Origin of the sequence: Phytopseudomonas dryadis (genome assembly GCF_004327355.1) — a bacterium.
Classification (GTDB): domain Bacteria; phylum Pseudomonadota; class Gammaproteobacteria; order Pseudomonadales; family Pseudomonadaceae; genus Aquipseudomonas; species Aquipseudomonas dryadis.
The window spans coordinates 43,292-58,383 of the sequence record NZ_QJUM01000002.1; the positions used below are offsets into that span (position 1 = coordinate 43,292).

General features: G+C 60.9%; 13 protein-coding genes. 6 read left to right on the top strand and 7 right to left on the bottom strand.

The window, feature by feature from the left end:
• The first annotated feature begins 15 nt into the window (after nt 1–15).
• From DNK34_RS01710 to tal, 3 genes are all read left to right on the top strand, one after another.
• Nucleotides 16–3,411, top strand: coding sequence for a molybdopterin-dependent oxidoreductase (locus DNK34_RS01710; protein ID WP_207401632.1), 3,396 nt, complete (start codon nt 16–18; stop codon nt 3,409–3,411).
• Between the two features lie 152 nt (nt 3,412–3,563).
• Complete coding sequence (locus DNK34_RS01715) at nt 3,564–4,871, top strand: purine-cytosine permease family protein (RefSeq protein ID WP_131177703.1); 1,308 nt, start codon at nt 3,564–3,566, stop codon at nt 4,869–4,871.
• Nucleotides 4,872–5,269: 398 nt separating this feature from the next.
• Nucleotides 5,270–6,196 carry a transaldolase gene (gene tal, locus DNK34_RS01720; protein ID WP_131174434.1) on the top strand — a complete coding sequence of 309 codons (927 nt, stop codon included), beginning with the start codon at nt 5,270–5,272 and terminating at the stop codon, nt 6,194–6,196.
• Nucleotides 6,197–6,259: 63 nt separating this feature from the next.
• Here the strand turns inward: tal and rssC are convergent, their stop codons facing one another.
• A complete protein-coding gene (rssC, locus tag DNK34_RS01725; RefSeq protein ID WP_131174590.1) occupies nt 6,260–6,745 on the bottom strand; it encodes an anti-sigma factor antagonist RssC in 486 nt (161 codons plus the stop codon).
• Between the two features lie 8 nt (nt 6,746–6,753).
• The gene (rssB, locus tag DNK34_RS01730) at nt 6,754–7,938 is read right to left on the bottom strand and encodes a two-component system response regulator RssB (RefSeq protein WP_131174435.1); all 1,185 of its coding nucleotides are present in this window, start codon (nt 7,936–7,938) and stop codon (nt 6,754–6,756) included.
• A 210-nt stretch (nt 7,939–8,148) separates the two neighbouring features.
• Here rssB and DNK34_RS01735 point away from each other — a divergent pair, with 210 nt between their 5' ends.
• Nucleotides 8,149–8,448: a PilZ domain-containing protein gene (locus DNK34_RS01735; RefSeq protein WP_131174436.1), complete on the top strand. Its 300-nt coding sequence runs from the start codon at nt 8,149–8,151 to the stop codon at nt 8,446–8,448.
• Between the two features lie 127 nt (nt 8,449–8,575).
• Here the strand turns inward: DNK34_RS01735 and DNK34_RS01740 are convergent, their stop codons facing one another.
• Nucleotides 8,576–9,277 carry an MlaA family lipoprotein gene (locus DNK34_RS01740; RefSeq protein WP_131174437.1) on the bottom strand — a complete coding sequence of 234 codons (702 nt, stop codon included), beginning with the start codon at nt 9,275–9,277 and terminating at the stop codon, nt 8,576–8,578.
• 226 nt (nt 9,278–9,503) lie between these two features.
• Between DNK34_RS01740 and pcrP the strand changes: the two genes are divergently transcribed.
• Both pcrP and DNK34_RS01750 read left to right on the top strand, forming a co-directional pair.
• Complete coding sequence (gene pcrP, locus DNK34_RS01745) at nt 9,504–10,190, top strand: HAD superfamily inactivated hydrolase PcrP (protein ID WP_131174438.1); 687 nt, start codon at nt 9,504–9,506, stop codon at nt 10,188–10,190.
• 151 nt (nt 10,191–10,341) lie between these two features.
• Nucleotides 10,342–10,608: a DUF4404 family protein gene (locus DNK34_RS01750; RefSeq protein ID WP_131174439.1), complete on the top strand. Its 267-nt coding sequence runs from the start codon at nt 10,342–10,344 to the stop codon at nt 10,606–10,608.
• A 653-nt stretch (nt 10,609–11,261) separates the two neighbouring features.
• Here the strand turns inward: DNK34_RS01750 and queF are convergent.
• The 4 genes from queF to DNK34_RS01770 form a co-directional block, all read right to left on the bottom strand.
• The gene (gene queF / locus DNK34_RS01755; RefSeq protein ID WP_131174440.1) at nt 11,262–12,092 is read right to left on the bottom strand and encodes an NADPH-dependent 7-cyano-7-deazaguanine reductase QueF; all 831 of its coding nucleotides are present in this window, start codon (nt 12,090–12,092) and stop codon (nt 11,262–11,264) included.
• A 59-nt stretch (nt 12,093–12,151) separates the two neighbouring features.
• Complete coding sequence (pyrF, locus tag DNK34_RS01760) at nt 12,152–12,850, bottom strand: orotidine-5'-phosphate decarboxylase (RefSeq protein ID WP_131174441.1); 699 nt, start codon at nt 12,848–12,850, stop codon at nt 12,152–12,154.
• Between the two features lie 79 nt (nt 12,851–12,929).
• Nucleotides 12,930–14,138 (bottom strand): winged helix-turn-helix domain-containing protein, encoded by a 1,209-nt coding sequence (locus tag DNK34_RS01765; RefSeq protein WP_131174442.1) that lies wholly within the window; start codon nt 14,136–14,138, stop codon nt 12,930–12,932.
• Nucleotides 14,139–14,781: 643 nt separating this feature from the next.
• Nucleotides 14,782–15,015 (bottom strand): DUF1127 domain-containing protein, encoded by a 234-nt coding sequence (locus DNK34_RS01770; protein WP_131174443.1) that lies wholly within the window; start codon nt 15,013–15,015, stop codon nt 14,782–14,784.
• Between the last annotated feature and the right edge of the window lie 77 nt (nt 15,016–15,092).

The following is a 15,092-nucleotide window of genomic DNA, read 5'->3' on the forward strand; positions in this document are numbered from 1 at the left end:
GGTGAGGTGATGAATATGAGTACGGTAAGCCGGCCTGGATACTGCACGCTGTGCACGTCAACCTGCGGGGCCATCTACGGCATCGAAAATGACCGGATCGTCTCGATTCGTAATGATGCCGATCACCCCACCGGGGGTGCGATGTGCCTGAAAGGCAAGTCTGCATCCGAGCTGATCGACAACCCGGAACGCCTGACACACCCGATGCGGCGCACCAATCCGAAGGGCAGCAAGGATCCAGGATGGACAGCAATATCCTGGGACGCGGCACTCGATGAAATCGCCCAGCGCCTGCTTGCGATCAAGGCAGAATCGGGCGCCCATGCGGTGGCGTTCGGCATTACCACCCCCAATGGAACGCCTATAGCCGACAGCAGCGAATGGATTGAGCGATTCATCTACACCTTCGGCAGTCCTAACATCTGTTATGCCGCCGAAATCTGCAACTGGCACAAAGAAATCGCCCACAGCTTCACATATGGCTGTGGGATGCCGGCACCTGACTACATCAACTCCGATCTGATCGTGCTCTGGGGTCACAACCCCACCAACACCTGGCTCGCCCAGGCCCACTCGATCGGTGAGGCGCGTCAAACTGGGGCGAAACTGATCGTGGTCGACCCGAGGGATACCGCCTTGGCCCGTGAAGCAGATGTGTGGCTCAGGATACGCCCGGGAACCGACGCCGCATTGGCCATGGGGCTGGCAAACGCTCTTCTCGAAAGCGGCGAGTACGATCAGTCTTTCGTCCGTCACTGGACAAACAGCGCCCTGCTGGTACGAGCGGATACCGGCCACATGCTTCGTGGCGCGGAAGTGGGACTGACACCCGAGAAGGCGTACATCTACTTCGATCAAACGACCCAAGGGCTTCAGCCACACCTGGCAGCACTTCCCGGAGGCTGCATGCCAAGCTCCGCTCAGCTCGATGTCGAACTGCACATCACCCTGGTATCGGGAGAGCAGATCACATGCGCCTCTGCGTTCACGCTCTATCGCCGTGCATGTCTTCCATTCGATAGTGCGAAAACAGCAGAGGCGACCTGGATCGACGCTGAGAAAATCGAGCAGGCCGCGACGCTGATCGCCTCATCGAAGCGGATCAGCCTGCACAGCTGGACAGGCGTGGAACAGCACAACAACGCGACCCAGAGCCAACGTGCGATCTCCTGCCTCTACGCGCTGACAGGATGTTTCGACGCAGAAGGTGGGAACAGGATTTTCGGCTCTCTGAAGTCCGTAACGGTCAACGACCTCTCGCTCCTCGCTGCGGAGCAACTGGAAAAATCCCTTGGTCACCGCGATCGTCCCATGGGCCCGTCGGCCAATGGCTGGGTCACCTCCCGAGAGCTCTACGAGGCGATATTGAACGCCGATCCATACAAGGTTCGTGCCCTCGTCTCATTTGGCGGAAACCTGTTGCTGGCCCAGTCCGACCGGCAAATGGCAGAGCGATCACTCGAATCACTCGAGCTTCATGTTCACTGTGACCTGTTCATGAACCCAACTGCAGAGTACGCCGACATCGTATTGCCGGTGAACACGCCCTGGGAGCACGAGGCATTGCGCATTGGTTTTGGCATCACGACCAAGGCTCAGGAGTGGGTACAACTTCGCCAGCGGATGGTGACACCTCGGCACGCTACACGATCAGATACCGATATCGTGTTTGAGCTGGCCGCAAGAATGGGCATGCGCGAAGACTTCTTCGGTGGCGACAAGGAAACAGCCTGGAATGTGATGCTCGCCCCCCTTGGTCTCAACACAGAGCAGTTACGCAGACAACCTGCCGGGATAAGAATCCCCATCAAGCATGCAACCGAAAAGTATCGCCTGACCGGGTTCGACACACCCTCGGGATTGGTCGAGATCTACTCCGAAGCCCTTCACACAAAGGGCTACGCCGCGCTACCAGGCTTTGAGGCGGGCGATATCATCCAGCCGAGCGAGGAGTATCCCTATGTACTCTCTTCGGCCAAGAGTGGTTATTTCTGCCATAGCCAACATCGCCAAGTCTCTGGATTACGGAAAAAATCTCGCAATCCCTCCCTGGAGCTGTCACACCAGTTGGCGGCCGAACTGCACATTGCCGATCTTGACTGGGTGGTTGTCACCACTCGCACAGGACAGGCCAGGTTCCAGGCCAAGCTGAATCCGAACCTGCATCCCAGGGTGGTGTTCGGCCAACATGGATGGTGGCAGCCATGCACACCGCTCGGCGCCTCGGGCATGCCCGTATCAGGCCCCCAAAACAGCAACTACAACGGTCTGATTGACGCCGACGAGAAAGACCCCGTCAGCGGCTCGGTTCCGCTTAGAGCGTTCACCTGTTCACTGCGTCGGGAAGATCAAAGGCTCCGGGTGCCAAGCCGCTGGCCTGATTTCAAGGACTTCTACGTCAGTGAAATGGTCGCCGAAGCGGACGGCGTTCATCGGGTGCACATGCGCCCGCTCGATAACTCGCTGCTACCTGGCTTTGAAGCCGGGCAGCACATCACCATTCGGGTGACGCTTCGCAGCGGAATGATCATGACCCGCGCTTACTCACTGGTGGGGATCGCAAGCGCTCAGCCCGTCGAGCAATACGTGATCTGTGTTCGCAACTCACAAGACGACGTTGACGTTCCATCGATGCCGAGCGTGTCCCACCACATCAACCGGCATTTGGCGCCAGGCGATCTGGTAGCGCTCCAGGCACCCGGCGGAAACTTCACGATCCCGTATCAGGCCGAGAGGCCGCTTGTCTTTCATGCCGGCGGCATCGGCATCACGCCATTCATGACGGTGCTGGAGACGGCCGCCCGCGTCCGCTCCAAAACCAGGATGCTACTGATCTACGGCAACAGAAACTCTGCCGCCCACGTCTTTCGTTCACGGTTGAAACAACTCAACGCTCAGTTGCCGGGATTGGAGATCATCAACGTGTATAGCCGCCCCCTCCCCTGGGATCGGATTGGCGTCGATTTTGACTACCAAGGATACGTTGACTGCAACATGATTCCCGAAGCGTTCACCACTGGCCGGCCACTGCATTACCTGTGCGGTGCGGAATCTATGATGGAAACGATGACCCAGCAACTCATGGCCAGTGGCGTTCCCAAGGCTGACCTGTTCAAAGAGGCCTTCAAATCCTCGGTCGATATAAGTGCCCTTGGCGAAGGAGAGTTCGACGTTAGTTTCGCCAAGTCGAATAAAACGATTCGCTGGACAAGCAAATGCGGGTCCTTACTGGACTTTGCAACATCGCATGGAATCCCCTTGGCCAGCGGGTGCCGTGTGGGTCAGTGCGAGAGCTGTGCAGTGACAGTCAGACACGGACACGTGCTGCACCTGCAAGGTCATCCAGATGAAGACGATGTTTGCCTGACGTGCCAGGCGATCCCCATTTCCGACATTACGCTAGACGCCTGACCCCGTAAACAAAGACCGATAACGGAATGAGTTGTCAGGGACTCGCTCACCCACAAGAAACAATAAACGCAACATTGATCCCAACTCTGCCACGACCGAGGCCCTGCATGCGCAGCACGTCTCAATAACTAAAACCCGCAGTGGAGATTATGATGGCCGCCTTATCTCAAGCGAAGGATGAAAACACGGGCTCAGCAAATACAAGCGTATCCCAAGAATCCAGGATGGGTAGATTTTCTCTAACGATGGCCTGGTGGGCAGTGTGCAGTGCCGTATTCTATATCGTCGTGGGCGCATCACTCGCGATCAGCTACGGAACGATTAACGCCATCATTGGAATGATGCTTTCAGTCGTCAGCTACGGCATCATCAATGCCATCCTCAGCCGTCACGCTATTCGATCCGGAGAGTCGGTCGCCCTGTTTTCACGAAGACTGTTCGGATCCAGTGGTGCGGGGCTGGCCACGCTGATCTTCTTCACGACCGCGATATACTACGCCGTGTTTGAAGGATCGGTGATTGCGCTCGCAGTACACGAGCTGTTTCCCTCGATCACCTACACCATGGCGTCACTCATTGTCGTGCTGTACAGCGTTCCGCTTGTCCTTGGAAGCGTTCAGCGCTGGTTGGACAAATTCAACTGTGTCCTCCTGCCCATCTACCTGGGCGGTCTGTTCATCTGTATCGCGCTGTCGCTGTATGAATATGGTTATCAGCCTTCCTGGCTTACACTCGGCCCCGACGCCCCAGTGGCCAACGGGTGGTGGCACTGCTTTACCTATTACATGGGCGTATGGGTGCTCATGCTGTACACGTATGACTACGCCCGTTTCGGAAAGCCCGAAGATGCGCAGTACCACGGCCGATGGAATTTCGGCATGCCATTCTACCTGGTCACCTTTTCACTTAATGGAGTTGCCGGCATCTACTTGGTGGCAAGTATTCCGCACCAGGGTGAGCTGAGTGAGATTTCCGTTGTAATGGCAATTCTGAAACTCATGGGGCTTGCTGGCTTGCTTTTCGTCTGGGCGACTCAAACACGCATCAATACAGCGAACTACTACCTCGCGACTATTAACATGCAAAGCTTCTTCACCAAGTTCGGCGTGAAAATCGACTATGTCGGCTGGGCAATAATTGTCGGCGTGATCGTTTTCGGCTTGATGCTTGCCGACGTCTTCTCATACCTTCTCAAAGCACTCGCCTACCAAGGGATATTCGTAGTGGCCTGGGTTGGAGTAGCCCTGGCTTACATAGCCGCAGACCGCCATTCTCAAGCGCTGGTCGCGTTTGATAGTAAAGGACTGACTGCTTGGTTTGGTGCGACCCTGGCGGGGCTTGTTCTCATGAGTAGCGATTGGTCATCGCTTTCGGCCCCGGCTACGGCGGTTGCCTCCTTCACCCTGCATTACCTGCTGTGCAAGCATGCTGAAGGCTCTGTTCTGGCATCGCAGCGATAGACAAAAGCAGCCGTCATCATCCGATGACGGCTGCCTCCTGCAGGCTCTCTCGCTTACACGCCGCCGGCCATTGCCGCGCAACTCTCCCCTCGTAGTGGCCTGCCAGACCCGGATATCCATTTGGTGATTTCGGCACGGATACGCGCATCGGACGATCCTCTGCGTGTATTCACTCGGCGAAGCAGTTCGGCTCGTGCCTCTTCATCCAGGACAATCGGCTCGGCCCGCCCCCCCCCCCCGGACTGGCTGGAATGAACAAGCGTAGAGCAGAATGGAGAGCCTTACTTCTGAAACACCGTACTCGCTTGCGCGTTGCTTCACCGAAGCAGAGCGCCAGCAGTTGAGCGCCACCAGTTGCTCGGGTAAGGTCATGGCACCCGCAACGACAAGGCCGCGCCATGACTTCCAAGCTGGATCAACTCAAGCAGTTCACCACCGTCGTCGCCGATACCGGCGACCTCGATGCCATCGCCCGCCTCAAGCCGGTCGATGCCACCACCAACCCGTCCCTGCTGCTGAAGGCGGCCGCCATGCCGCGCTATGCCGAGCTGCTCGGGCAAGCGGTCGCGGCCAGCGCTGGCGATATCGACCTGGCCTGCGACCGCTTCGGCGTGGCCGTTGGTCAGGAAATTCTCAAGATAATCCCGGGCCGCATCTCCACCGAGGTGGATGCGCGCCTGTCGTTCGACACGCAGGCCACCCTGCGCCGTGCCGAGCGGCTGATCGAGCTGTACCAGCAAGCCGGCATCGGCCGGGAGCGCGTGCTGATCAAGATCGCCTCGACCTGGGAAGGCATCCGCGCCGCCGAACAGCTGGAAAAAGCCGGCGTGCAGACCAACCTCACCCTGCTCTTCTCCTTCGCCCAGGCCCGGGCCTGCGCGGATGCCGGCGCCTTCCTCATCTCGCCGTTCGTGGGACGCATCTACGACTGGTACAAGAAGGCCGAGGGCCGCGACTATGTCGGCGCCGAGGACCCGGGCGTGCAATCGGTCACCCGCATCTACGACTACTACAAGGCCCACGGGCACAACACGGTGGTGATGGGCGCCAGCTTCCGCAACGTCGGGCAGATCGAGCAACTGGCCGGTTGCGACCGTCTGACCATCAGCCCGGAACTGTTGCAGCAACTGGCGGACGATCAGGGCACGTTGCAGCGCAAGCTGGACAGCAGCGCCCAGGGGCAAGCCCAGGCCAGGCTCGCTGAGAGCCAGTTCCGCTGGGAGATGAACGAAGACGCCATGGCCACGGAAAAACTCGCCGAAGGCATCCGCCAGTTCGCCCGCGACCAGGAAAAACTGGAGAAGCTGCTGGCTGCCAGCGCCTGAATGCGAACGGGGCACATGATCGACATCGGTGCCCCGTTAACAGGCTGTTAGCTGCAGCAGAACTCAGGGATGCTGTTCGAGGGCGCTGACCAGGTCGTGGAACGCCGCACGGTTGGACTCGTTGAGCCCCATCAGAATGCGGTGTGCTTCCAGCACCCTGGCGCGCACCACCTCTTCGGACTGATCCTGCGAAGGCAGATCGGTCAGGCAATCCGGGCATTCGAACGGCTGGTCGATGATATTGAACACCTGATCGAAACCCATCGACTGCAGCAGGCGGGTGATATCCGCGTGGGTGGTCACCACGGTCGGTAGCAGGCCGACTTTTTGCCGCGACAGGATCGACAGCTTGGCCAGCAGGCCGAGCGTGGTGCTGTCGATGCTGCGGGTTTCCGTCAGATCGATGACGATGGCGGAAAAATTCAGCGCGGTGAAGATCTTTTCGATCGTGGAGTCCAGCGCCGAACACAAGGTCAGGCGCACTTCACCGATGAATTTCAGGACGAAGGTTCCGTCCTGTTCGGCGAATTGGATTCTACCGGGGCTTATCCCAGGATTCATGCAAGGTTCCTGCTCAACACCAGCAAGGCGATATCATCCGGCATATCGGCCAGATTGGCCAGTCCAAACACGTTGCGCAACCCATCCAGGGTTCCACCCGCCTTGCACACCAGTTGCGGTAGCAAGGCTTCTTTTTCCTGTAGGGTATCACCCGGCAACAGATCGAGGATGCCATCCGACAACAGGGTCAGGCTGAAGGATTCGGGCAACTCGATCTCCAGGTCGCTGTAATCGGCCTCGTTGAACAGGCCGACCGGAAGACCACGCCCCTCCAGATAATGCGCTTCACCGCCGCTGTACATCACCGGCAGCGGCAGGTGCCCGCCGATGCTGTAGGTCAGGCGGTTACTCTGTTCGTCGATCACCCCGCCGAGCATGGTCACGTGCTTGCCCAGCTTGCAGTTGATCAGCCCGCGGTTGATATGGCCGAGCACGTCCGATGGCTTGAACTCGGGCAGCATGCCGTTGCGCCGGGACTCGTAGAGCAGGCGCGTGGTCATGAACTTCAGCAGCACGGTGACGAACGCCGAGGATGCGCCGTGACCGGAAACGTCGGCCAGGTAGAACGCCACTCGCCGCTCGTCGACCCGGAAATAGTCGACGAAATCACCGGACAGGTAGAGGGACGGAATGATCTGGTGGGAAAATTCCAGGCCCTCGTTTTCCCAGGGAGTCACCGGCAGCATGTTCATCTGCACCTGGCGACCGGCGTTCTGGTCTTCCTGCAGCAGGTGCAGGCTGGCCTGCAACTCGCGGTTGGCGGTCTCCAGTTTCTCCCGGTAGCGCTCGTTCTCCTGGCGCAGGTGCACCCGATCCAGGGCGCGACGCACCGAATGCTCGAGCACCGCCAGGTCTTCCAAGGGCTTGATCAGGTAGTCGGCGGCGCCGAGACGCAGGGCTTCGACCACGTCGGTCATCACACCGGCGCCGGAAACGACGATGATCGGCGTCGCCACTTCCAGGGCATTGATCCGGCGAATCAGCTCGAGCCCGTCGACCTGCGGCATGCGCAGATCGCAAATCACCAGATCCGGTCGTTCGCGCTCGAACACTTCGAGGCCTTGCATACCGTTGCCGGCGAGCAGGATGTTGAAGCCGCTGTCTTCCAAATAGGCTGCAATGCTGGCCCGTACGACTTCGTCGTCGTCGATCAGCAGCAGCGTGGCACTGGTTTTGTGCATGGGGTGTCCAGGCAAACTGCGCCGGGGATGGTTAGCGTAAACGCAGCCAACAACCTGCGCGGGTACACGGTTCGCGTCAAGGCGCAGACGGTACTCCCATCCTCCACTCGATTCAAGCGCGCGCAGATTGCCGCCGAGCGACTTTACACCTCAAATCGGGGAGGGTTATAAGAACCGCAGCAGAGCCCTACCATAATGAGGATAGCCCCCATGAGCCAAAGTGATCGTGATTACAGTGAAAAGCGCGATTACATTCGCATGCGCCTGGAAACCCAGGTGACCCTGCATCACGCGGGACATGTGATCGAGGCCCTGTGTCGCGACCTGTCGAGCACCGGCATGCAGATCCAGGCCCGCTGTAGCGTGCAGGAGGGCGACAAGGTGAAGGTGCTGATCCCCTCCGGCCATGACGAGCTCAAGGGTCTGGAGGCCGAAGCGGAAGTGGTGCGCGTCACGGATCTGGAAGACGGTCAGCAGATTCTGGGGCTGGCCGTGATCTCGATGAACTGAAACACCCTGTAACGCGAAATTCGCTGTTGCAGACCCGAACGGGCCTGCACAGCAAGCAACGGCCTCCCCTCAGCCCAAGGGGCGGCCAGCGTTCCGAGCGGTACCGCCGCAGCCGCCCGCCCCGCGATCAGAAATCGTCTTCGACATCGCCATCACGCACCTTGAACTCTCGGCTCTGCAGGTAAGCGTTGCGGATGAAGACGTACTTGTCGCCGCTGATCAGGCGCTCGGCATCCAGCAGGCTGGCGCGGGTATCGATCATGTTCACGCCACGCGTCACGTTGCGGGTCGGAACATGATCCATATAGGGATAAGCGGTCAGGAAACTGTCCGGCACCTTGCTCGCGGCATCGCGCACGGAGCTCGGACCGAGCAGCGGCAGCACCACATAAGGACCGCTGCCAAGCCCCCAGACACCCAGCGTCTGCCCGAAATCTTCGTCGTTCCTCTGCAACCCCATGCGGCTGGCGACATCGAAGAAGCCCAACACCCCCAGCGTGGTGTTGAACAGCACACGGCTGGTGTCCACCCCGGCGTCATGCACCTTGCCCTGCAGCAGATTGTTGGCCAGGTTGCCGACATCGCCGACGTTGCGGAACAGGTTGTGGATGCCATCTTCGAGGAACTGCGGGGTGACCTTCCGATAGCCCTGGGCAAGAGGCTTCAGGGCATAGGTATCCAGCGTGTCGTTGAAACGGAAGATGGGACGATTGATCGACTCCCACGGATCTTCATCTGCCGCCTGGCCAGCCAGCGGCAACAGCACCAGTCCGGCGCAGGCCAGCACTCGCCCCAGACAGCCGATCCAATCCGATCCGATCACACGCATTGCAGTTTCTCCTAGGCTAAATGGGCACGGTCTCTGCCGGCAGCAGCGGCGTAGTATAAAGCTGCACGGATGTAATAGGCAGGCCGCCGTGGGGACAACCGTACGCGAAGAGCGATCACTTCACATTGCCGGCCAATGGCCATGTCTTGCCCTGCCGCTCCGCCGTCACACGTTCGTCATCTTGGCCTGCAATGGTGCACAAGGTTATTTCCAGGGAATGACCACCATGCCCCAGTCCGCCTCCCCTCCTGCCTTCACCGCCGTTCTCTTCGGCCTCTCCGGTTGCCTGGTGGATTTCGGTGCGCGCGCCGCCTCGTTGGCGATGCAGCGCCTGCCCAGCGCCGTGCTTCAGGACGGCAGCGCCCTGCGCAGCCTGGATCACGCCTACGCGCAACAACTGCAGCAAAGCGCAAGGAGCCAGGCCGAGCCCACGCCAGGCGCCATGGCCATTCTGCAAGCCCTGCACGAACAAGGCACGCCCTGCGCCTGGCTGGACGAGCTGCCTCACGAGGCCGGCCTGCAACTGGCCGCTGAACTGCCGCATTGGCTGCCGGCGATCAGCACCGCGCCACAACGCCCCTGGCCGGCGCCGGATGCCTGCTGGCAGGCACTGAGCGCGTTGCAGGTCGAGCGTCTGGACGGCTGCGTACTGGTCAGCGGAGAACCGCGCCTGCTCCAGGCCGGACTGAATGCCGGCCTGTGGACCGTCGGACTGGCCGCCTGCGGTTCGCTGGGCGGTCATGCCCTCGCCGACTGGCAGGCCCTGGACAGCCAGCAACGCGACCTGTTGCGAGCGGAGGCCACCTTGGCGCTATACCGCATGGGCGCGCATTCGGTGATCGACCAGCTCAGCGACCTGCGCCCCTGCCTGGACGACCTCGCCGCCCGCCGTGGCAAAGGTGAAAAACCCTGACAGCCGCCCTGACCTGGCAATACCGCGCAACATCCGGCGTTGATCCAGGACAGGCGCAACCCCATCGGCTGGATTATCGTGAATACGACAGACTGACCTTTCGCCACGGTGCATGGTCAATTTCTTTGCCTATCACGAAAGGGAGAACCTCATGCCTGCGAACCGTCTGCAGCAGCAACTGGAAGAGCTGCGCAAGGAACTGGTGCAGAACCCGCCACTGAGCGAAGAAGAACGTGAATCGCTCTCCATCCTGGCCCGGGACATCGAGTTGCAACTCGCCGCGCAACCCGTGACGACCCCCGATGCGACATTGGTGGACGGGATCAACCTGGCCGTGGAGCGCTTCGAAGTGAGCCATCCGACCCTCGCCGGCAGCCTGCGCAACATCATGCAGAGCCTGGCCAATATGGGGATCTGACCGAGCAGGAACGAAAAAACCAGCCGTTACGGGACGGTGTGAAACTACGGCACTCGCTCATCGGCATTAACGCCGTGGTCGCTGGCCAGCGCAAATGATGAAAGCGCCAAACCGTGTCATAGCCGCCAATCGTTGCAGGCTCGCGGTTATACCAGTGCTGCGGTCGCCGCCCCTGTAGGAGCCCCGACCTCGGGGCGATGCATTCGCGGCCGTACAGCGGGACTCGCGGTACGGCCAGCAATCGCCGCGTGGGCGCGGCTACTGCTACAAAGCGGGCATTCGTCATTGGGTGGGCCGGAACATCGGATTGCAGCAGCTGGCGCCTAAACGCGCTCCCCCGCAATGGCAGCCCAGAATAAGCTGGCCGAGAAAGCAATTTAGGAATTGAAAGTTCACTGCCGCGTGGCAGCTCAGAAACAGATCAGCAACTCGTCCCCCTCCATGATGAACTTCACTGCCGTATAAGCAGTTGAAGGCCTTCAGTGAAATGAACTTGTGCCGGGAGGTTTTCTGAGCTGCCTATACGGCAGCTCAGAATTCTCGCAGATCGAAGCGCTTGGAACATTCCTTGCCCACTGCCGCGTATAGGGAGATGGAACAAAAGACCTTATCTGATCAGCATTGGTCGTAGCATCTGATTGTCGTTCTGAGCTTCACTGCCGCACCAGGCGCCGATTGTCCGGCTCGATGGCTGCCGTGCTGCGGTAGGGGTTGATATCCAGGCCGCCGCGGCGCACATAACGCGCGTATACGGTCAGGGACTCGGGCTGCAACACCCGCTTGAGATCGAGAAAGATGCGCTCCACGCACTGTTCGTGGAAATCGGCATGCTGGCGGAAGCTGACCAGATAGGCCAACAGACTCGCCGGCTCCAGTTCCGCGCCCCGGTACTGCACCACCACGCTGCCCCAGTCCGGCTGCCCGGTCACCGGGCAATTGGACTTCAGCAGATGGCTGTGCAGGCTCTGTTCGACGATGCGCTCGGGATTGCAGCGCAGCAGCCCGGCCTGCGGGGCGTCGTACTGGCTGATATGCACGTCCAGCTCGTCGATGCAGATGCCCGGCAGGCTGGCCAGGCCCTCGGCCGCCACCTCGCCCAGGCTGCGCAGGCGCACGCCGACCGGTTTGCCAGCCGCGGCCGAGAGATCCTTGCGCAGCACGCCGAGCAGTTCCGCCTCGCTGGCGAACACCGACTGATTGAGCGAATTGAGGTACAGCTTGAACGACTTCGATTCGATGATGTTCGGCGAGTCGGCGGCAATGGCGAACTCGCCGATGGCCACCACCGGCTTGCCCGACGGCAGCAGCCAGGACAGCTCGAAGCAGTTCCAGAAATCCACCCCCTGGTACGGCAGGGTTTCGGCAGTCAGCCCCAGCTCGGCCCATTTCGCGGCCCGGGAAATGGGGAACAGCAACTCGGGCGTATAGGTATCGATGTATTCGCTGGCTTTGCCCAGAGGCGAATTTTCCACGACGGGATGCATGGCGACTCCCCTGCAAGAGATGAAAGGCGCGTCACGCGATGACGCGCAATGAAAACGGCTCAGCCCAGTTCGGCGACCAGCCTGGCCAGGGCCGCGGCGGGATCGGCGGCCTGGCTGATCGGGCGGCCGATCACCAGGTAGTCGGAGCCGGCATCCAGCGCCTGGCGCGGGGTAAGGATACGGCGTTGGTCATCCTGGGCGCTGCCGGCCGGGCGGATGCCTGGCGTCACCAGTTGCAGCCCGGGGTGGGCCGCCTTCAGGGCCGGCGCTTCCAGCGCCGAACAGACCAGCCCGTCCATACCGGCCCGCTGCGCCAGGGCCGCCAGACGCAGGACCTGCTCCTGGGGCTCGACATCCAGGCCGATGCCGACCAGATCCTCGCGCTCCATGCTGGTCAGCACGGTGACGCCGATCAGCAAGGGTACCGGACCAGCGAGCTTGTCCAAGGTCTCGCGGCAGGCGCTCATCATGCGCAGGCCGCCCGAGCAGTGCACGTTGACCATCCACACGCCCATCTCGGCGGCGGCCTTGACCGCCATCGCGGTGGTGTTGGGAATATCGTGGAATTTCAGGTCGAGGAATACCTCGAAACCGCGATCACGCAACGTCGCCACGATATCCGAAGCGCAACTGGTGAACAGCTCCTTGCCGACCTTGACCCGGCACAGCCTGGGATCGAGCTGATCGGCCAGGGCAAGTGCGGCCTCCCGGGTCGGATAATCCAGGGCAACGATGATCGGGGTCTGGCAAACGGGCATGGGCAATTCTCGGGCGAGTCGAATTCGGCGCGCATTGTAACGCAAGCCACCCTCGATTGCCGTCGCGTCGATCGCGACGCTATGCCAGATACCTGAGCAGACGCAGGGCTGCATCACTGCGGCAATTGAGCCGCACCTCGGCCAGCCCCAGCCAGGCGGCCATGTCGCCCAGCGCGCCGCCCAGAGCAGCCAGGGCCTCATCCTCCAGCCCCACCGGCTCGGCATGCAGCGCATGCACCGCCAGACGCGAATGGGCCCGCTCGGCACGCACGTCCAGGCGCGCGACGATGCGTTCGCCATACAGAAACGGCAGCACGTAATAACCATAGATACGCTTGTGCTGCGGCGTATAGATCTCCAGCCGATAGCGAAAGTCGAACAGCCGTTCGGTGCGCGCCCGCTCCCAGATCAACGAGTCGAAGGGCGACAGCAAGGCACACGCCGAGACCTTGCGAGGAATCCGTAACGGCTCCAGGCAATAGGCCGGCTGCGCCCAGCCCTGCACCCTGACCCGGCTCAGTTCACCGGCCTCCAGCAGCTCCGCCAGGCGTGCGCGGGCGTCGCCCGGATCCAGGCGGTAGTAGTCGCGCAGATCCCTTTCCGTCGCGACACCCAGCGCCCGCGCCGCCTGCAAAAGCAACCGCCGCTGGGCCTGCGGTGCCTCCGGTTCGGGCTCGCTCAGCAGAGCGGCGGGCAACACCCGTTCGGGCAAATCGTACAAACGCTCGAAACCGCGGCGCCCGGCCACCGTCACCTCACCGGCGGCGAACAGCCATTCCAGCGCCTGCTTCTCGGCGCTCCAGCCCCACCAGGGGCTGCCGCGCAGCGCGTCCTGCGTCAGACTGCCCGCGCCCAGCGCCCCGCGCTCCTGTACCGCCTTCAGCACCTGGCGGATCAACGGCTGCTGTTCACGGCCGAATCTCGCCAGCCCTTTGTAGATGCCCTGCCCTTCGCGGGCGCGCCGCATCCGCCAACGCATCAGGGCAAAGGACGCCATCGGCAGCAACGACGCCTCGTGCCCCCAGTATTCGAACAGGGTGCGCTTGCGCCCCTGACTCCAGGCGGCCTGCTGCAGCAACGCCGGATCGTAATGACCGAGACGGGAAAACAGCGGCAGATAGTGCGAGCGCACCACCGCATTGACCGAATCGATCTGCAGCACACCCAGGCGCTCGATCATGGCGTTGACCTGCTTCGCCGCCGGCGCAGCCGTCCGCGGACGCAGGGCGAAGCCCTGGGCTGCCAGGACCGCGCGACGCGCCTGTTTCAGCGACAGGGATAAATCCATAGGCGGCGTTCCCTCTTCAGCAGTTGCGGCTCCTGGGAATTCGGGCAATCCGCGGATCAGCCTTACACCCAGCACCGAAACCCATTATATGCCGACCGGATTCCAACTTCGCCCACGGCGGCAAACAGTATCCCGGCGAGTTTTTTCTTTCCGAGCTGCCTATACGGCAGGCAGTGAAGCCGATGGGCGATGCCCGGGTTGGCCTGAAAGATCACCTTTATCGGCAGAAACAGCCACTGGCCAGCATTCTCGGCCACCACGCAAGCCCCCATTGGTTCTGACCCTTTTTTCACGGCAGCGAATCTAGCCCAGTAAAATCAATAACTTGAGATGCCAGAGTAAAAAAGGGTTTGCGGGGCAAAAGCGCCTGGAACCCAAGCCAATCGCGGTGTTAGGCTTAAAACGCTCTACTTCACTGCCGTATAGGCAGCTCAGAAAACAGTGTGGCATTTCCACCACGTCCAATGTGGCTTCACTGCCGTGTAGGCAGCTCAGAAAGAGCATATCGACCTGCTGCTGGGCATCACGCTCTTCACTGCCGTGTAGGCAAACTCCGAGCAGAACTCTGTCTGGATTCTCGTAACTGCACTGCCGTGTGGCAGCGGCAAAGATTGGAAGCGCCGAAGTAGAGGCCAGCCCCCTCTTATTTGCGGCACGGGTCATCCCAGAATGGCCGCTCGGACTCCTGGAAGACATCGACCCGGCTCAGGCCCATGTCCTTGAGTGCCGCATCGCTCAGGGTCGCCAGATGCCGGCGTTGCCTGGCCAGTTTCTGCCAGCGTTGCAGCTGGCGTATCGCGCGCCCCAGCCAAGCGAGCAATGCAGCGCCATGACCCGAGTGTGCCTGGGCAGGCAGGTAACCTTTCTGGGTTTTCATCTTCGTCGCCCTCCGGTGGTGGGATTGGCGACAGTCTCGCGCTGGGGTTATGATCAATCCAACGAATGTTTCTTATG